Origin of the sequence: Nocardia tenerifensis NBRC 101015, from assembly GCF_000308715.1 — a bacterium.
Classification (GTDB): domain Bacteria; phylum Actinomycetota; class Actinomycetes; order Mycobacteriales; family Mycobacteriaceae; genus Nocardia; species Nocardia tenerifensis.
In genome coordinates this window covers 15,463-37,425 of the sequence record NZ_BAGH01000611.1, presented here as the reverse complement: position 1 = coordinate 37,425, position 21,963 = coordinate 15,463, and the positions used below count along the sequence as shown (strand labels likewise).

The following is a 21,963-nucleotide window of genomic DNA, read 5'->3' as shown; positions in this document are numbered from 1 at the left end:
ATGCGCGAGCAGGCGCTGCGAGCGAACAGCGCTGCGGCTCTTCGCATTCGGCGACGCTGCGGCGTGCTCGGCACGCAGGACCGCGCGGCCGATGCCTGACCGCTCTGGGCGCGCGGGGAGCGCTGGCCGATGAGCATCGAGATGCCCGCCGGCCTGCAATGGCTCAGTTATCTGGCGGGCGCGGCATGGCCCGAGGGCGACGAGGACAAGATGTTCGCCCTCGACGAGGACTACAAGGCCGGCGCGGAAACCCTCGAGGGTGCGCTGGATCTGCTGCACGCCGCCTGTAACGCCGCGACGGCCGCTTACTCCGGCGACGGCGCGGACAAGATGAAGGCCCAGTTCGACAAGTTCTTCGCCGGGGATCAGTCCATCCCCAAACTCATCGAGAACATGCGCCAGGTCGGCAAGTCCTGTCACGACATGGGCGCGGAGATCGAGCACACCAAACTCCAGGTCATCATCACCCTGGCCATCCTGGCCGCCGAGATCGCCTACGCCCTCACCACCTGGTTCGGCGCGGCCGTCATCCCCGCCCTGCAGGCCGAGACCGCCGGGGTCATGGCCGTCATCGGCCGCACCCTGGCTACGCGCTTGGAGTTCCTGGTCAACCACGCCGCCAAGATGGCGGCGATGCCGTTGTGGAAACTGGCAGCCATCAGCGGCGGGGTCCAAGGCGCGCTCGGGTTGCTCACCGAAGTCGCGGTCGAAGGCATCCAAAAAGAGAAAGGCCATATCGACGGCTTCGATCTCAAACGGATAATGATCGCCGGTGCCGTGAGCGGTGTCTCCGGCGCGGTCGCCGCGCCCGTGTCCAGTGTGATCGGTAAAGGCCTGGCCAACTGGGTGGGCCGGGATGCGATGACCTGGTGGAAATCCGGCGGTATCGCCATCGCCTCGGGTATTCCCGGCGGGTTGGTCGGTGCGGGAGCGGGTTTCGTCACCGGCGGGGCGCTGACCGGGCAATGGGAGTTCGATCCCGCGATGCTCGCCGGCGCCGCCGGCGGCGGCATCCTGGGTGGGCTGCACGGCTCTATCGGACACGCCCGCGCCGAAGCGATGGTCAACCTCAAATCGGTGACCAACTCCTCGACCAGCCTGCCGATCTCCGACGGCAGCTCGATTCACTCGGTGTCGGAGAAGGGTGGCGGGAACGGCTCGGGGGCCGTGGCCGACCATACGAACGGTAGCGCGAACAACGAAAATCCCACCCGCATAACGTCGGTCGGCAACGACCGATCCTCGGCCGAATCCTCGCGTGGGGCACGCGTTTCCGAGCAAGGATCGTCCGGGCCGCGCTCCACGCCGATTTCGGTGCACGACGGGAACTCCCCGGCTCGACCGACATCGGTTCGCACGGGCAGTATCTCGGCGGCGAGCGTGGTACAGCCCCGCCCGGTCTCTCCTCTGTCGAGCGGCGGCGACGGGTCCGTCTCGCACGCGCCGGTGTCGTCGGCCTCGAACGGCGGGAGCCGATCGTCCAGCGCGCCGCCGCCGGTCACGCGCGGGTTCGATTCCTCGTCCGAACCAGTATCCCGCGCGTCGTCGCCTGCGCCGCAAGGTTCGCACGACATCCGTCCTGCCGCTGGACAGTCGACGGAGAGGGGTGCGTCCGTATCGGATCGATCGGGCGAATCCGTCTCGCACGCAAGGAGTTCCGGCGATGTCGATACGCGAAGCTCGGTTACCCACCTCTCCGGCGAGTCGGACGCACGCGGTTCGGCCACCCACCTCTCCGGTGAATCCGACGCACGCGGCTCGGCCACCCACCTCTCCGGAGAGTCCGATTCGCGCGTCTCGCCCAGCCGCCTCGCTGGTGAGTCCGACGCGAACGGCACAGTTACGCACCTCACCAATGAGTCCGCCGCGCACGGCTCGGTCACCCGTCTTCCGGACGAGTCGACCGCACCCGCTTCGGGCAGGCAGGAACCCGCACTCAATCAGGCGGAGTCGCGACCCTCGTCGAGAGCCTCGTTCTCCGACGGCCTTTCGGACTCGCCGAGCCGGGTCCGGGGCGCGGACGGGCTTTCGGGCACCGGCAGCCGGACCTCCGAAATCCTCACTCGCCCAACCACGCCGGAGAGCGAGCCGGTACGCGGCCGGTCGGGTGTGCCGCTCGCCTCGCGGGGGCCGGACGAGGGTTCGCAGACCCGGATCACGGCCGCGCAGAACGAGTCCGGCTCGGCTGGGCAGCGGAGTCCGGCCGGCCGGGAAGAGCAGTCACCGGCGGCGAGTTCGGCATCCCGCGATGCGTCGGTGGATCGCAGCGTGTCCGCCCAGTCTCGCCCCGAGGTCGGCGGTAATCACTCGGAGCGGTCCCGCCTCGATGCCGGCGGTGATCACCCCGTGCCGCCCCGCACCGAGGGCCTCGGCGATCACCCCGCGGGCCTCGATCGCAACGGCGACGGACCGCGCCGCGTGGGCCAGGAGGATGCCGATCCGAGCCGGGCCGTCCGATCGGCGGCTGACGAGCCGATGGACCGGCGCGCCGTGGAGCTCCGAAACCGCCTGCGGGAAGAGCTGACTCACGATCCGGGTGTGACGGAGACTCGGGAACGGCTGAGGACCGCGGAGGCGGAGTTCGAAGACGCTCGCCGCCTTGTCGAGCACGAACAATCGCCGAAGGACGGCGCGGCCGCGACCACGCTGCGCGAGATGCGCGATGAGGCCGCGGCGCAGTTGGAAGAGGCGCGGGCCGCGCACGACGCCGCGATCGACCGGGCGGTCGACGACCGGTACGCGCAGTTGCGAGCCGAGGCGGATCACGCCATCGTGGTGGCCGACCGGGAAGCCGCCGCCGTGTACGCCGCCACCGCCGAACGGTTGACCGGGGCGAGCGAGAGCTTCCGGGATGCGCGCCAGCAGTGGGAGCGAAGCCGCGACGCCTACAACGCGGCGGCGGCCAATCACGAGGCGCGTGCGGACAAGGAGCTGGTCAGCAGCATCACCAAGGCCCACGACCGGGTGCGCCAAGCCAATCAGGGCCTGGTGCTGGCGCGCCGGGAATACGACGCCGAAGCCCGCGCCTCCGAGCCACGCGCGGAGCATCTCGCGTGGTTGCGCCGCGATATCGACCTGCGCGCACAAGGATTGCGCACCGAGCTGATCGAGCGCGAGGCGCTCTTGCAGGCCGCCTCGAAACACAGCGCCACCCTGGACGCAGGCCGAGCCGGACGGTGGTCGCTCGAACCGAACGAGAAGCCGAGCAACGCAACCAGATTCATGCGCTGGTTGCAGTCGCAGTCGGCCCCCAGCACCGAGTCCGCGCGAGTGATCGGGAACGGCGATGAGTTCCGGGCCGATATAGCGCAGCGGGTGCGCACACTGGAAGACGAGTTCGGCCACCGGGATTCGGCCACGCGGGCCGAAGTGTCGCTGGCGGAACTGAAACAACAGCTCGACCACGACACCGCCGCCTACCAAGGTGCCCGCGACGAGCTCGCGACGGCCGGGCAGGAGGTGATCCGCGACCGAACGCAGCTCCTGCGGCAGGCCGGCGCGGCGGAGAAAGCCGCCTTCGACGCCGGGCTCGCCGAACGCGGCCCGGCCTTCAAGGCGATCGTGGACAAGCGGATGGCGGCGGCGCGCGATGTGCTGGACGCGGTGTCGACCTACGAGCACGAGCTGTTGTCGAAGCGGCGGCCCGACGATCCGGTGTCGGTGCCCCTGTCCGGTGAGCAGCTGCGGAAGATCATCGCGGAGGGCACGCCCGAAGAGCGCTTGGCACATATGCGGGAGTTCGTGCGGATGACGCACCCGGAGGGACTGATTCCCCGCGAGAACCAGATGCTCGGCTATCTGCTGCGGGTCGGCAATCTGGGCACCGGTCAGGGTAAAGAGCTCTTGATGGCAATGCGGCTGGTCACCGACGCGATCGAGCACGGCACCGCGTTCGGGACGACCAGCAGCGACAATCTGGTGTCCTCGATGGTCGAGCTGGTCAAGACGTTCACGGGTTCGAAATTCGGAGACCTGCCGATTTCGGTGTCGCGGATGACCGATGAGGGACCGATGCCCGAGAGCGGGATCATCATCGGAACCAAAGAGGACTTCCTGTTCGCGGCGCTGCGCAAGGCGCAGGGAGCTTTGGACCGGATCGCCGCGGCCGGAGCGCCCGTCAAGGAGGTCAACGAGCTGCGCGATTGGCTCAACAACGACAGGCCCAACCTCGACGAGATGAAACAGCGCCTGGACTCGGTGCTGGAAAAATACAAGGTCGAGGAGAAGTTCGAGCCGTTCCCCAAAGGTATCTACACCGGCGACGAGTTCGACGCCGCCATGTTCGACGGCCAAGAAGCCGTCCTGTCCCCCGGCGGCGGGAAAGACGAACTCCCCGAGGTGGCACACCGGATCGAACAGGTCATGTACCGGGTGCTCGCCGCGGAGAAACTGCACGGCCTCACCCCCGAAGACTTCGCCAAACCACAGTTCACCCGCGGCATGTGGCGGGCCACCCTGACCGAGTCCGCGATCGAGAAGCTCAATCGCGTCCCCGGCGAACCCGTACGCGCCGACGAGGCCGAGCTGTATCAGAATGCGGCACTGGCGAATTGGGGTCAGCGACGCGGCAGTGACTGGATCAAGTCCTTTGATCCCGACAACCCCGGCGACACCGGCCGCACGGGTTTGCTGGCCTCGAATACCACCGACCAACTCATGGTGGATCGCTCCAAGGGCAGCACCGACGTACGCGAGAACAGGCTGCAAGGGGTCGGGCAATTCCTCGACGTCCTCGCCGGGGTGCCGGTGCGGGCCAACCACCCCGAGGGCACGCTGTATCTGGGCTTCGACCAACTCGTCGGCAGCAGCTATCTGCATTCACCCTCCGGGGTTTCGGGAACCTTGAAACAAGTCGAAGACGTCCTGTACGACCGCCACGGCATCGGACCCGTACCGGAGGTCCCCAACTTCTACAAAGACAAGATCAACGACGTTCCCGACGCGATCTTCCGGTCGCGGGAGGGCAAACTCGAAGCGATGGGCCAATCGATATTCGACAGTCTCGTCAAACCGGACGGGGAAATCGAGTTCATCTTTGGCGACAACGGCGAGGTCGTCGGCGCGAAGCAGCGTGGCCGCCCGCACTGGGTGGTCATGACCGACAACCGCGACATCGCCGGCGACGAGGTACGCATCATCCGCGGCGACGACGGACGCGTCACCGACGAAATCGCGCTCAACTCCTGGAAAGACAAGCGCCCCGAGGAGTTCGGCGTCACCGACTGGCTCGACAAGATCACCCACGAGCAAGTCCGGGCCGCCGCCGAAGCCGCCGGACTACCGGTGGCCGACGAGATCAAACTGAACTACACCAAACGCGACGCACGCTGGTACGAACTCAACGGCAACGGCGTCGAAGCTGAACTACTGGCCAACAAGCAGACCAAGGAGTGGGGCGCGCCCGGCAGCGCGCACTTCGGACACAAAGCCGACGCACGCGGCGCCAGCCCCAAACCCACCCCCGAATCGGTCGCACTCGGCGGCACCGCCGTCCTCTCCAGCGGCGGACCGGCCTACGGCGAACGCACACACATCCAGATTCGCGGTCGCGCACAACGCGGCGGCGTCGGCGACGATCACGACAACGGCGGGTACCCCGGCAGCTTCCAACGGTTTCTGTCGCCGGAGGACTACCACGGCCCGGTCGCCGACCACGGCGTGCGCGAGCAAGTCGTCCGATACATGAACTCCACCAAGGAGCATGACGAGGCGGTCGCCGAAAACCGGGTCCACGACACTCCGGAGACCCGTGCGCGAATGGACGAGACCGAACAGGCCGTCCGGCAAGCCGAGCAGAACCTGCGCGAGCAGACAGCGCCCCACCTCGAACGCGTCGTGGAGAACCACCTGCTCTCCTCCGGGCGAGGCGCGAGCCGGCAGGATTACACCCCGCCGCTGGCCGGCCTGTCCGGACTCGACAACCTCGGGCAGGCTCCGCCGGGCATGGACTTCACCAGCCCGCCGCCCGCAGTTCAGCTTCCGGAAGAGCAGGTGGTCACGCCGAAGCCGGAGGGCTCCGATGAATCCGGCGATATACGCGATGGTGGTGATGTGCCTCGGCGGGAGGACAGCTCGACGGATACCTCTCGTGCAGAGGATAGGACACCTAACATCTCCCAGGGAGAAGGCAAGGCGCCCAACACTTCCCAGGGAGAAGACAGGCACTCCTCTCGCGGAGAGGACAACTCGCCCGCCTCCCGCCTGGAGGAGGGCTCGCCGAATACGACTCGGGGTTCGCCGCCGATGGTGCCGTCGTTCGACTCAGCAAATTCCTTGTCGCCCAACCGCTCCGGCGCGCCCGAGCGCATTGGCTCGATAATCGAGCCCACGGTCCCCAAACCCACCTTCGGCCGCATAGGCGTCGAAAACGCAGCGCCTACTGCTCTGAGAGGGCCGGCGGTTGACCCCTACATCAATGCGACATATCCAGAGACCGCCCGCAGCGAGCCGAGGCAGCCGTACACCCAGAGCGGTGTTGCGCCGCAGGCATTGCCGTCTCGGGACGGCAGCGCCGTGCGTCCCTCAGCTCCACCTCCGCTCGAATCGGATACGACGGAAACAGACTTCGACTCCGCACACACCCTGAACACCCAGGATCTCCTACCCGATCTGACGCCCCAGTGGGATCCCGCCGAGGGAAGCACCCGTTACTTCCACGACATCGCACAGTTCCTCACCGAACTCACCGCGGAACTGAGCATCATCCGATTCGCCGGGGTCGAGAACTCCAGCTATCCGCCCGGCACCCACATCTACCTCGGCGACGACGAAGGCACACTCCGACTCACCGTCACCGAAGACGGCGGCCTACGCCCGCAATACCGCTCCCTCACCAATCCGGACACCCGGCACGACGGACCCGTCTTCACCGGCGACGACGCCATCCAACTCGTCCGCGACCACATCACCGCTCCACACCGCAACGTCACCACAGCATTCATCGAACGCCCCACCATCGACACCGCCACCTCGCCAATCCCTACCATCCCGACACCCGAGATCGCCTCCCCGGCCACGCCAGAAACGAACCCGGAATCTCCGCGGTCCGACTCCACGACGACATCGCTTCCCGCCATGCCCAGGCTTATTCGGAGCAAGAAGCTGTTACTCGCTCACCTCGATGCCGACTACAGCAAAACACGGATAGCGCGGGCTTTGGGAATCTACAGGTCGAATGTGAACACGAGACACAGAGATATAATGGGCCAATTGGGCAACATGCCGATCTCCGAGGCGCTGAAAAGGCTGCGTACCGACCCAGAATTTGTCCGGATCAGAGCGAACGTGCCCCACCCGTCCAAGCATATGTCACCGGAGGAAAAGAGCGTTCTACCGTACGTCGCGAAAGGCTATCGCCCTGAACAGATCGACGACGCACTCGGCAAAAATAACTGGTCCTCGAAGTATATCCGAGAGTTGGGCAAGATATTCGAGGTCGATATCGACGCCGACGATTGGGCGACGTCCGCCGCGGCCATCCGCGAGAACGCCCTGGACCACGGAGTTTTGACACGCGACGATCTGAAAAAGATAACATCGCCACCCTCGCTGAGTTTCCACGAGCGAGACATCGCCGAAGGCTATGCCGCCGGACTCACAACCAAGCAGATCGCGGAGGTCGCCGGAATCAGCCGGTCCAGCGTTACCAGGATTGCTCGCGCGCATTGCGAGCGGGAGGGTATCGAAGTCACCGGCCAATTGGGCGACAACGAGATCAGGCAGCTTCTGGCGATCATCGAGCCCGAGCTGCGTTCCGAGCGAATCGCGCGATTGCGCGCGGACTACGACACACGCTTGCGGGCAGAACACGCAGTTCGCAGTGGTGCGGGACCCGCGAGCTCGGGGCTGGGGGACGGCACCGCTCCCAGTGGACGAGTAGCCGACCCGTACCACGATCTGACCTACCCCGATACCGCCTCGGGCGAGACGGGACAGCCGTACATCCAGGGCGACGCCGCGGCGCGGGCATCGTCGTCCCGCGATGACGGCGCGGTGCGACCGTCGGCTCCTCCTGCGGCCGATACGGACTCGGCGACAACAGGTTCCAGCCGCTCACCATCCCCCCGCGTCGAGGGCCCGGCCATTGCCCCGCCCACACGCCAGGTTACGACCGATGGCCGCCCCTCCGTCGCGCAGACCTCGCCGTCGGCGGCCGACACTCAGGAGAGCCCGGTGCGACAGCAGCATTCGCGTCCCGAGCTCGTCTTCGATTCCGTGCTGCGTCAGCAGCAGGAAGCCGAACTCGACGGCCCGACCCACATTCCACGGCAGCGTTTCACCGAGGGCGGCCTGCGGGCACCGCGACTGCGGCACAGCCAGCTGCTGCCCAACCTCACACCGGCACAACGGGAACGAGTGATACCGACTCCTGGTGTGGCAGTGCGACTTCCACGACCCGCGGGCAGCGCGGACCTTATCACCATCGTCGATCACAACGGCCGAGTCGAGCGGCTTCCGGCCACCGGCGTGCGGGTTCCGGCCCAATTGGTCGAGCGACACGGCGCGGGACCCGACTACTACATAATCTCGCTGCCCAACCAACCGGCCCGGTTCCTACTCGAGGATCTGAGCGCGGGGTTCACCTTCGAACGCGACCCCAACGGCCCCCACGGCGCGCTGAGTTGGGATATACCCGGCGGCCAAAACCGATTCCTCGCCTTCGACGCCGACAATCGAGTGAGCCCGACGTTCGTGTGGCACGAGACCCCTGTCGTGATGACGCACGGGTTCGGACCGTGGCGATGGATGAAATTCCGGAATCAGCCGAGATGGGTTCGCATCAACGCACCGCCCACCGTTGTTCCGGAACTGCCGCGCTTGGCGCCCCGGCATGACGATCCGCTGTTCGGACAGGGCAGCGACGGGCGCCCTCAGCCCAAGCCGCATGAGGTCCGCCAGGGTAAGGCCGGAGACTGCGCGCTGCTGGCCGATCTCAAATGGCTCGCCGAAAACGATCCGGACTCGATCGTCGAGACATTGCACGACAACAACGACGGCACCGTTTTCGTCCGGCTGCTCGACGACGACAACGGCGTCACCCGCCCGGTATGGGTGCGGGTCGAGAAAACGGTCTATGTCACACCGGGCACCGAGACCGGATACTTCGTCCGCCACCGACCCGGAGAACCCCTGTGGGCCACTCTGATCGAGAAGGCGTTCGCACAGCACTTCGGCAACGGCGACGGCTACCTGGCCATCGATCAGCTGTTCCTCGGCCAGTCCGCGGCACGTCTCGGCAAGGGATTCCACCTGGCCGAGGGCGGAGTCCTCCGGCAGCCCGTCCACCATGTGCACAATTTCGACATCCTGCATCCGCTCCGGTTCGACGTCGATACCCTGCACGACTTGGTGAGCGCTCATTTCGCCCGTGACCGGGTGCGCTCCGACATCCCCGCCGACGTGCCGCTCGAGCCGGACTTCGAGTTCTCGCGCGCGCTCGGCGAATCCTTCGAGGAATGGCGAGTGCGGCACGAGGAGCTGCGCGATACGACGGAAAACCGTCTCATGGCCCTGCATCAGAACGATCCGGTGGCGTACGAAAACGCGTGGCAGGAGTTCGAGCAGACCGAGGATTTGCGCTCCCCCGCGGGTTTCCGCCGATACCTGGACACGCTCTACCCGCAGCAGTGGGAACTCGAAAAGGACGCGCTGACCGAGTATTTCCGGGAAATCTACGGCGTCGCGCCGGAGGATCGGGTCTTGTCCGTCAGATCAGCGGAGGTCGCGGGCCGGTCGATCAGCGAGATGATCGAGTGGGCGAAGCGGCGCGACACCACGATGGCGGTGGCGACCTACCTGTTCGGAAAGGACGGTGTGGATCCGCAAGCGGTGCCGGGCTTACAGCCGGGCCACGCCTATACCGTGCTGGGTGTCGAGCACGACACGACTGGCGCACCGGCGCGTCTGCTCCTGGAGAATCCGCACGACAATCACGGTCGGTACCCTGTCCCGCCCGCAGGCATCGAATACCGGCTGGACCCGCATGGCACCGAAAACTATGTCACCAAAACCGAATACGACTACCGAGGCATCGTCTCCGGCACAACCCGATACCGGATAGCCGATGACGGCACCGAATACGGCATCCGCTCCAACGGCACCCACTACCGTCTGCACCAGGGCACCGAGTACGGCATCACCGCACAGGGACACACCACTCTCAAGACCCCCGACGGAACATGGCACTATCTCCACCCGACCGGTCTCAGAGTTCGGAAAACACCCGACGGAACCTGGTATCGCACTCTTCCGGACGGTGTCAAAGAGCGGAGAGGCCCTCGAGACACCCGCTGGTCGCCCGATCCGAATCGCGTAGACCCACCGTGGAATATCACCATCCCACCGCGCGGCGGCATCCTCGCGGTCGACCTCCGGCACCTGCCGAAGTTCAGCGCGATCGGCATGAGCGGCCCGGGCGCGTACGGCCTACACCACCCCGCGCCTGCCGTCCCGCCGCTCGACGGACCCGAAAACTACGTGCTCCGCGACCTTTTCGATGGGTCCGCCACGCGCGTCGACCGGGACGGTAACACCACGCCCACATCGCCGCTCCCCGGATTACCGGCTCCCGGCGAAACATATGACCAGGTCCGCGTCGGCCCCGACCCGCTCGCTCCCCTGGAAAACCTTGTGTCCGAGAAGCTTTCGGAGGTAGGCCCGGGGCATCGGGTCGACGTGTTCGGCTGGAGCACGTTCCGAGACAAGTTCTCGGCGGTCGATTTCCCGGTGGGAACCACGTTCGAATTCATCGATGGCGCCGGCGGAGTCGGTTTCGTAGGGGCGGTGGAGAGTTCGGCGGAGGGACCGGTGGTGCGGCTGGTGGGCGCGGGGGATGTCGACGGCGCCAGCGGTCAGGTAGTGGTGGGTCCCGACATGTTCCGCGAAGGATTGCGTACGGGGTGGCCGGCACTGAGCGGCGGAAGTGTGGTTCGGGTGGTGCAGCCGGGCCCGGCCGAGGGGATGCCTGGCGTGTGGGAGACGGCTCGTCTGTTGTTCGAGCTGGACGAAGGCGGTTTCGGTGCGGGAACCCGGCTGTCGTGGCGCGAGCCGTCGGTGGACGGGCAGCGCGTGGCGTGGGCGCTGTTGCTTCCCGACGGTCTGTTCCAGATCGATGAGTCGGGCTCGACGGTGCCGGTGGCGGAACTGCGGCAACATTTGCGGAGCGTGGGAGCAGTCGAGGTGATCGCCGTCGGCCAGGACGCGGCGGCGTCGCGACCGTACCCGTCGACCGGAAATGCGGACCATCTATACTTCGGCCGAAACCCGCAGACCGGCGCGCCCGTGCCGTTCGCGCCCGGCGATGTCGATCTACTGTCCCGTATTTCACGACTCGCCGCCGGAATGGAATCCAAGCAATATGCGGATATAGCCGGGGAGCTTCGATCGGGCGGTGACTCTAGGGAGGTGAAGCGGCGGGCCGAACTTTTGTCGGAACAATTGCACGTGCCCTACCGTTCCCTGGCCGGCATAGCGCACACGGCTCGAACCTGGGGATTGTTGGCACGAACCCCGGAGTTGGGCGACGTGGACTATGAGAAATTCGCCCGCAATCCCGCAACAGGCGAGGTGGAATCGTTCTCGTCCGGCCAAATAGATCTCCTACAACGGTTTTCGTTGCGCAAACCCACCATGGAGAGCAAAAGCCGCAAAGATGTCTTTCACGAGCTGGCGGCGGCCGGAGCTCGCCGAAGCTCTGAAATTTCGGTCAGGGCCCGCCTCCTGACTATCTACGAGAAACTGAAACTATCCGCTGCCGACAACAACGTCAACATACTGGGAGCCGTGCGAGCGGCGCGCGCATGGGGACTGCTCCCTCCTCACCCGATGCCGGGTGATCTGGATTTCGAGTATATCGGGTTCGATCCCGAATCGAATACATACGTGTCGCTCACGGACGAGCACATGAGTGTACTCGTCCGGCTCGCTCGACCGCGGACGCCCAACGCGCCTGCGATAGCCAGAGAACTCAGAATTTCCGCCCCGACCGCCAGAAAGCGTATACGCGAACTGTTCGCAACATTCAGAGTAACGGAGAGTTCCGAGGTCACCGAACTGCTACAGGTGGCCCGGGAATGGAGTTTCCTGCCGCCCCGAATCGACGAGGAAGGCAACATCGGCCTCGGGCCCGAACAGGACGACGCGAGCGCCTACCAGGTCTTCCACGACCCCGATCGACTCGTCGCGCATATCGCCCAGGAGATGGCCATGAACCGGGTCGCCGACGGTGGGCTCCTCAGTTACCCGCCCGGCACCCGCGTCTACCTCACCGACACCGTCACCAGGCTGCGCCTGACCGTGACCCCCGACGGCGGATTCACCACGCACTATCCCGGCGCGAGCCCCGAAGGGCTCGCAAACTACGACCGCGACGCCTTGAATCTGCTCGACACCCATATCCGCGCCTTCCCCGGCACCGTCGCGATCGTGCGCAGGCCATCGCCGAACGCGACCGCTCCGGTCGTCCAGCTCACCGTCACCGATCTAGGCCACCGGCTGCAGCAGAACAACCTGTTGCCCGGCACCGAACTGCATCTCCCGGACGGAACCACCGCCACTCTGCACGCCAACGGTGACGTGGAATCGCACGTACCCGACGCGGCGCCGCACATCCTCGACAAGGTGCAGTTCCTCGCCCGTCTCGGCACCTACCCGAACGCCCCTCCGCACGTCACCATCCTCGAACCAGCACCGCCACACTGGGTTCCCCTCGATCACGACCCGTTCTCCGTCCTGATACCGAGTAACGGCGACCGTCAGCGACTGCGTGATGAACTCGCCCAGCATCTCGAGGCGAACTATCACCACTACGTTCCCCGCATCACCAACGACTATCTCGACGCCGAACAAGCCTACGAAACCGAACGCCGTCAGGCCTTCCTCAATGATCCGCTGTTCCGCGGCGACACCACGATCGACGTCGAATCGGCTCGTGCCCAAGAATTCTATGACCGCGTGCACCGCGAGCGCGAACAACTCCTCCGAAACGAAATCGAGGCGATACGCACCGGCCGTTTCACCGACAATCGCTCCGCCACCCATGACGGACTCCCCTTCGCTCTGCACATCATCGCCGAATTCACCCGTACCAACTTGGTGGTCATCCAGCCCGGCATCGCTCGACACAACCTCATCACGGCACCTGCGCCCGGTAAACGCACCTGGTTCGTTATGCATCAACCTGATCATGGCTACCAGCTCGGTACCACCGAATCGAATTCCATCTATTCACTACCGGTACCCGGCGTCGCACTCACACCGGAAGAGGTTACCTACCTGCATTATGTCGCCAAAGGCTACCGTAACAATCAAATTGCTGAACATCTGCGTAGCATCGGCTCGTACGATAGCTACACCAGAAGAGTTATCGATCTGCTGCAGCGAATATACTCGAAACTAGGAATCACGGGCATGCCAGGCGTACGCAGCGAAGCTGTGGCCAGGGCGCGGACGCTCGGGCTCCTCGACCAAGCCGTAATCGACGCACTCCCGCCCCCGCCACCGGTGTTCGTGCTGTCGAATTTGCAGCAGAGGGTTCTCGCGTACTTTGCCGCAGCAGTGGACCTCGGGATCGTGCTGTCGTACAGACGCATAGCGGAAGAACTTTACATCGAGGGGTATCGGCAAGGTACCGACCCAGCGCTCGATGTCCGCCCCGTGCAGAAGGCGGGCACAGCGGTGCTCAAAAAGTTCATTGAAACTGTTCCCGGCGAGACCTTCGCCAACCGAGTCACGCGGGCCGTCGGCGTCGCCCGCAATGATTACTTCGGCATGGTCGATGAATCCGCCGTCACCGCGATCGCGGGCCGACTGAACGGCGTCGTTCCCCAGGCAGCCGGCGACGGCAGCAGTTCGCACTACGCGCCCGATAGCCCGGCGCGGATCGGTTTCTCGCCCGGACAAGCGGTCACCGTCCGCGGCAACGACTGTGTCCGGCTCGCCTTCACCGAACTCCTCAGCGACGGAGACACCACCAACACACCCGTCACCATCCCCGCAACACCAGCAGGCCTGGGCGGACGCACCCGCGCAGAACTCGAACACCACGCCGCCGACCTACTCCAACAATTCCGCAACCACCAACACATCGCCGACCGACTACTCGAACTCGGCCACGGACACAAAGCACTCGTCGTCGACGCCTACCGCGGCGGCCCCAACCGTCACGGCATCGGCTCCCACGCCTACGTCATGCGAAACACCCACGGCACCATCACCATTCACGACCGAGCACTACGTCGCCACCATCCCTTCCCGCCCCGCACCCCCCGCGAACTCTCCCACACCCGCGCAATCCTCTACACCTTCGACAACCAACCCATCCCACCCACCACACACCTCACGCCCAAACCCGCTGATCCCACAGAACGTTTCGGCCTCAGCGGCACCCAACCGGACACAACCGGCTACGAGAGCGCGCAACCGGCGTTGTCGAGAGGCCGGCTCGCGATACCGCCCACCACGCAGCGGTCGGAGTCGGCACTTGTCCGCGCCGCCGCACAATTCGACAACCTGTTCGACGAGCCGCGCACGCTGAACCAGTTGTACGCCTCATTGCTGCCGATATGGCCCGACCTGACGTTCGATGACTTGCGCGAGTTGCGGGCGCCCACCTATCTGCGCAACGGGTTTCCGCTCCCCACGGTGTCGCAGGAGAATCTGGCGGATTTTCTTTCTCTCCTCTGGGATCAGCGCGAACACGTCGAGGACGCGGACCTGGTCTACAACGCGTACTTGATGCTCGGTGCGGGCGACCCGCCTGCCGACGCACAGGCCTTCTTGAACGACATGGTGCAAATCCTGGCCCGGCGCCCACCCGGCCGGGCCCAGCGCGGCGACATGGAGGAAGTAGGCACTCTTACGCCCGGCAATGCCGGGAACTGGGTGCCGGAGGACATCCCGGTCGTCCATTTCATCCGGCAACCGCGCGAGCAACCCACGGACTACACGAAGTTCAAAATCTATGTGAACACGACGGGCAACGCTCGGTCCACGGTGACCGCGCACCTGGTGCACGAAGTCCTGGACAACCCAGCCGGGTTCCCGGGCGTCGGCGAGGTGAAAGCCTTCGGCCCAGCGGAGCAACGCGTCGACGGCATCGTCGTATACATCTTCGGCCTCGCCGCGGTGAGCCGGGTGATCGGCTGGTTGCGCGAGTTCCAGCAAGCCCACATCGACATGTTCCACTGGGATACTCCCGCCGGTTCCCAGCAGATGATGGCCGGTGTCGGCTTCGGCGCCGAAACATACCCCGAAAGTTTCGGCATGACCCGCGCCAACGCGATATTCGCCGCGCTGGACCTGCACCGCGACGGAACATTCGAAGACTTCCGCGACGAGGTCCGCAACCAATTCCACTACGCAGGAATCGACCCCGACCAGGTCCATCTGAACCTCTCCGAACCACGCATCGGCCTCGAGGAGCCTCCCGGCACCCAGGCCGGACCCACCGGCCCCGAACCCGTTCAGACGCCAACGAATCAGCGGCAACCCGCGCCCAACCCTGCCGCGCGCCGGCCCGCCCACAGCTACGACATGACCTACGGCATGACCGAATTCATCGCCCGGTTCTACCGTGCCGAATATCTGGACGGGACGAAGCTGTATCTGCACACCAGGGACGGAAATCTCGTCGCCACCTTCGGGAACGGCGGCGTCGAGGTGGCTCGCGACGACCCCATCCCCTCGGGGAACCACCTCTCCGTCGAATTCTGGGACCACGTCAAATCCGCGCGTTCGGCGCAGGAGATCCGGCAGGTACGTGTCGTCCGGCCGCACGAGACCCTTTCCATGGCCGATGTCATCGACAGATTCGGCGGCAGCGAGATCACGGACGGGACGCGGCTGTACATACAAACCGGCCGGGGGGAACTCCTCGCCGTCTTCGGAGCCGGCGGTGTGGAGGTGCGCTGGAACGACAGCCAACCCCCGGCACCCCGACGTCAGCGCACGGACGCGGCCGGGCCGTCGAGTTCGCAACAGCCAGGCGCCGGGACTCGTCGCGTCGCGCCCATTCCGATCGGGACGCACCTCGTCGACGGCTTCTGGAGCCGTGCCGGGTCAGGACGCGCGGCGAGACTCGAGGATGTCCGAGTTGTCCAGCCGCCCAGCACATTCGATACGGCCGAGTTCGTCGCACGATACGCCGACGCCGCGTTCCCGGACCTGACCAAGCTGTACATGCAGACCGATTTCGGAGTGATCATCGCTTCTTTCGGGGGGCATCGTGTCGACGTGGTGTGGGCCGGCGGGCCGCCGACCCTTCCGATCGGCACGCGGCCCGCCCTCGACTTCTGGCGTCAGGCCGGTTCAGAAGCCGTAATCCGGCAAATCCACACGGTGCGGGTCGTGCAGCCGAAGATGACCAGCTCGGTCCCCCACCAGGTCTGGGAGAAGAGTTCCGTCAAGTCGATCGTGCAGATGAACTCGTTCAAGACTCGAACGGAGATTCATTTCCATACCGGCGCCGGACCCACGACGGCGATTGTTCGCCGGGACGAGAAGCTCGCGGTCCAGGCCGCGGGCACCGGCACGAAAATCGTCAGCAAGGCGCAGTTCAACTACCTTCTCGACACGACCCCGCTGAAGACCGTCCGGGTCACCCATCCCGTTCCGCCACGCTGGCATCGGGTCCACAACGGCTCGGATTCCTTGGCCGCCACGCTGTCCGACATCTTCTATTACCGCAGTCGCACGAAGCTTCTGAACGACATAGCCGATTACCTTGCGGCGAACAAAGCGCGCTATTCTCGCGAAATCACGAGCGACCTGATCGAACATGAGATCAGAGACGCGGCAGACGCCGGCAGTCTCCAATTCCGGCAATACATCGCGAATCAGCGCGAAGTGCTCCTGGAGAACGAAATCGCAGCCTTGCGTCGCGGTGAAATATCCGGGAATTCAGCCGTGGGCGCGAAACGCCTGGACTTCGCCTTCAAAGCGTTGTTCACCCTGAAACAGGTGAACTTCATGATCGCCGACCGCGACACGCCCATACTGCAGTTCAATATCGCCCCCGGGCATCCGTTCATCTTCGTGCGTCGCGCGGCGGACGGTGTATACGAGGTCGGTGTCACCGAGACCGGCGAGATCTACTCGGTCGTCACCCCCGGCCTGCCGCCCGCCCGAAACACCCCGATAGTCGTCGCACGGGACAAGATCCCCCCGCGACGTACCGAGATGATCGCGAGCCCGACCAAGCCCCTGCTCACCGGCGCGGTACGACAGCGAAAGTACACCCGCGACCCTCGCCCGTTCGTCCCGAGAACACTGTCGCGGCCGGTCGCCATGGCACCCGGTGTGCAGCGGGATTTCATGGGTCCGGCGCCGGAATTCTTCACGCCCGTCCACTACATGGACGATGCGGAGAGAGAATCCTATCGAATATTCGTGAACCCCGACGACGGTAAGCTGTACCATGCCCGCGACGGACGCGCCTTCCATGCGCCGCAGGGTAAGTTCACCGCTTTCGTCATGGATGAATTCGGCAATCTGTATGCCGGTGAGAAGATCCGTGGACTCATCCAGCACACGTCGTTCCTGAGCGGTCGTACCGTCTGTGCCGCGGGCGAAATAGTGGTCGAGGACGGAGTGATCCGGGTGATCATCGATCACAGCGGGCACTACATCCCCGATGCGCACATGAACGACCTGGCGCTCGCCTATCTGGAGACTCAAGGCCTACGCATCCCGGCCGACTCCAAGCGAATCGTCTGGCAACTCTCCGGAAAGGTGGAACGGTCACGGGCGGCCGCCCACCGGATACGAACCCAGACCGTCGCCCGCGCCCGCGCCATTCTCGAGAATGCCGCGAAGGATGACCACGACGAAACCAAGCTGACCGCGAAAGAACTGCTCGAGCAATACCCGAACTTCAGGGAGTACCCGACCACAGGCGAATTCCGCCTGCATACGTGGGACCATATTCCGCCAGGAACGCTGTTCAAATTCCGGGGCACCGGCTACGACACCGTCGCCACCGTCACGCGCGATCGGACCTTCGACGTCGTGGACTCCGCGCTCGACGGGTCCCTCCCGAAGTACGAGTACAACCTGAAGGCCGGCGCGCTGCGCGACCTGGCGATTCATCGCCGTGCCCCGACCGTCACCGTCGAACAACCCGAAGTGCCACGCGGCGGGCCGACTTGGACCAGGCCGGCCGCACCGGATCCCCGACCGATCACCAACGACTGCGCGCAACTCGTGCTGCGGCGCATAGCGAACCGGACGTTCAACCACACGGTCTTCGGCGCGGCCAACCCGGTGCGGCCACCCGAGGCGCCGGTCGGTCTCGCGGGCATGAGTGCGCGCTCCTTCGAGGAGGCGGCCGGCGAACCGCTGCAACAGTTCACCGACTACACCGTGATCGCCGATGAGCTGCGCAAGTACGGGCGAGGGTACGTCGCGGGCGTCGTGTTCGGCGACCGAACCCCCGACGCCCAGTACAACATCGGCGCACACACCATCGAGTTCTATACCCGGTCGATCAACCCCGCGGACACCACGGTGGGCCCCAAGGACAAAGCGGCGGGAGTGCAGGTCCGGGCCTACAACCCGATGACCGAGGAGGACCTTCCGGTCGAACGCGCCGACGGGCCGATCGGGCGGAACCAACAGCCGGTCAAGACATTCCAACCTCCGCCGGACGTCCACGCCACCGCCGCCGTGTTCTTCTACCCGCCCTCCGGCAACGCACACGGCGCGGCCTTCACGGTCCCCGGCTACCCCGTCACCGGTGCCGCCGCCCTCGGCGACGTCCGCATCGGTGCGGGCAGCCCCGGCAAGGATGTGACCGAAGCGGAATCGCAGACACCCGAACTCGCGGTTCCCCGCCCCGCCGGTACCGAAGAACAGCCGACCACCCGGCCCGCGGAACAGAACTCCGCACCGCGAACCGACGAGACCGAGCCGCAGGCAGCTACGGTTACGGAAAGTGTTGCGCCGCAGGAGTCTTCACCGCACCCAGCGGCTACGAATTATATCGTTCGTGATTTCGGCTCCAGGCGCGACGGGATCCAGGAGCTCGTCGAGATCATGCCGGTGCCGGACACGACGGTCCAGTCGCTGGTCGAGCAAATTTACGACTACGTGGTCAGCGAGGACCGCTCGGAATCGACGGCGCGGCGACTCGGCGAGCAGATCCGCCGGATAGCGGGTGCGGACAGCCCCGAGGAGGAGCTACGAGCCGAAATCGAACAGGTGCTGACCACTCGGCTGCTGAGCGCCGAGTATTCGAATCTGTTCACCAGCTCGGGGATGCGTTTGGACGTGACATATCGGGGTCGCCGCTACCCGGTGTCGATACGACTGAGCCTGCACGACGGCCGCCCGGCGCCGGAGCAACTGCCGCCCGTCGGCGACCGCAATGCCCCCGGCAATGGACCGCCGGTCGCCTTCTGGCGCTATTCGCGTGGTCTGGCCCACATCAGCAATAACGTCAGCGAACACAACCTCCGGACCCTGTCGGGCTCCTACGGCCTGAAATGGCCGCAGGACGAGAGCGGATTGCGCAGCCTGGACGGCACGCCGCAGGGTTCGCTCGTCTACGACCAATTGTCTACACACGTCGAGTCCGTCTCCGGGGTCGAGTCGACCGTCAAGAAGATCTACAAGGGCCCGTCCCTGCCGTACGACTACGCGATGACCTGGCAAGTCAGCCGCAACGAAGCCAAGGACGATCCCCTGGCGCCGGACGAGACGCCCAAGGTCTGGCGCGATATCGCCGTGGACACGTCCGACCGTCTGCTGGTCTGGTTCCCGAAATTCTTGGCCGACAGCACCGAACTGCCCCGGGTCGATCCGAAGAATCCGGCGACCATTCCCCCGCCGTTCCGCTCCGTCTCCGACGCGTCGCCCTCGGTGGAGGAGGTTCCGTTCTACGCGCCGCTGAGCATCCCGAACATCGACCATCTGCTCGCCGATGTCAAAGCCGGGTTCCGTACTCGTCTCGCCGGAATCTCCGAGGACTCCGCAGGCCAACTGGCTCGGTTCTTCAAGGAAGAGAACTTTCTCGGCAATATCCCGTTGATGCGCGGCGGCTCGATAGCCTCGCCGTCCTGGCAGGATTCGTCCGGTGCATCGCTCGGGTTCTTTCTGATCACCGTCGACTTCGACGGTGGTACCGAACTCACCGGACCCACCCATACGAAGTTCGGCCTGGAGACATACACGGCGCGGGATTTGGGCGTGAAAGGCAAGTCCACGATCACCAACGAACTCGGTACACACCCGGCGTTCACCATGACCTTCGGTGCGGGCGAGGAAGATCCCGACACCGGGTATGCCCGCCGCGGCGGCCAGATCACCGTGCGAGGAGGAGTGTCCGACCAGTCCAGCCAATCCCTCGGCTACGGCAGGAAAGCCCAGGCGATGCGCTCATTGCGGCTCCACGACGATCTGCTGCACACGACGCCGCGCATGACCGTTCGTATCACTCTGGTCCGAGACGGCGAGCGCTTCGGGCCGGAGGCGGGTACGCCGCTGGCCGACGGGAAGACCTACCCGATCAATATGCTGGTACCGCCGCAGGAAGCCCTCGGTCACAAACCGGAACCGGAGGAGGTCCGGTATCTGCCGCCGAAGATCCTGCATCTGCAGCAGCTCGGCCCGGATACCACGCCCGTCGAGGTCAAGGGCGCCGATCAGCTGATCGACCTGGCCGAGAAGTTCATGTCCGACAACGGTTTCCTCTCGAGCAAACACGATGACGAGGGCCTACTGGATCTGGTCGGCAGGAAGCGGCTCGAGACCGCGCGCGAGAACAATATCGTCGCCCTCGAGCAGTTGCGCGCCCAGTTCACCCAGAAGGGGGCGCTGCTGGAGATGATCGACGGCGAAGTGGACGAGGCGACGAGAAAGCTGGAGGGAGGCACCCTCCTCTGGTTCGAGAAGCCGAATCGGTATGGCAGCGAGCGCATTTCGGTCCGGCTGGTCACCAAGCGTCACTACACATCGCCGGACGACCCGCACGAGGGGGTCACCCACGACCGGGTGCTGACGAAGTTCCAGACACAGAACACGGTCGGCTTCATCTTCTCCGGCAGCACGGACAGCGGGAAAGCATCGGGCCGGTGGAATCCCAGTGGCGGTGGCAACCTAGCGATCACCAATCCGTTCGACGTGAAGCGCAGCCAACTGCTCGCCAGTTTCACGCCGAGCTATATCCATTCGTATCAGCACGAGGAGGGCAAGTCCCACGGTTTCGACACCGGCGTGATCAACCTGCTGATCAGTCCGACCGACGGAACGCACAACTTCACCGTTCCCGTCACGCATTGGCTGGAGATCTCCTACAGCCACGGTGCCGCTCCGGAGCCGATCCGCAGTGATGGCATTGTCCGCCTGAACGTCCCCACTTATCGCACGGAGGCCGACAAGCCCGCCGACTCGTCTGCGCCCGCACCCGCCACCATCCGCAAGATCACTCCCGAGGACATCGAGCACCTCACCACGCCGCTGTGGCGGATTCCCCAGCAGGCCCACATCGTCGATGCCGGCTCCAGCACGAAAGTCCGTCAGGCCGTCCTGAACCTCATCGACGCAACCCGAGCCGGGTCGGACCGAGGCGAGGGAACCGGACCCGATACCGTCGCTCACCGGCAGCCGATGCCCGGCGGGTACCCCGTCGACTCGGAGGCGAACGCCGCACTGCCACAATGGAATCCGGCTGCGGAGGAGCCTGCCCAGCAAACTGCCCCGCATACGACCGACACCGCTACTCCGGAGATCCCCACCATCGTGATCGAGGATCCGGCCGGCGCTATGCACAGTGCGTTCTTGTCGCCCACCGACATCGAAACCAGCACCGGAAGCCTCCGGCGGACGATGCCCGGCGAATTCCCGATAGATCCCGCGGAGAATGCCACGCTGCCCGGCGAGGACCTCCACGAGACAGAGCCGAGCCGAGCCGGCCCCAACCTGCCCGGCACCTGGACACCGCAGATCATCGTCACGGATCCGTCCGGCGCG

Annotated in this window: 1 protein-coding gene (only partly in view); it reads left to right on the top strand. The window is 65.3% G+C overall.

All coding sequences use genetic code 11. The annotated features are described in order from the left end of the window. Positions 1-129 precede the first annotated feature (129 nt). Positions 130-21,963, top strand: partial view of an IQM protein middle domain-containing protein gene (locus tag ON39_RS43695; protein WP_040743042.1) — the 5' portion only. The gene runs 15,012 nt beyond the window's last position; the window shows 21,834 of its 36,846 coding nt (coding positions 1-21,834); its start codon is at positions 130-132; the stop codon falls past the right edge of the window.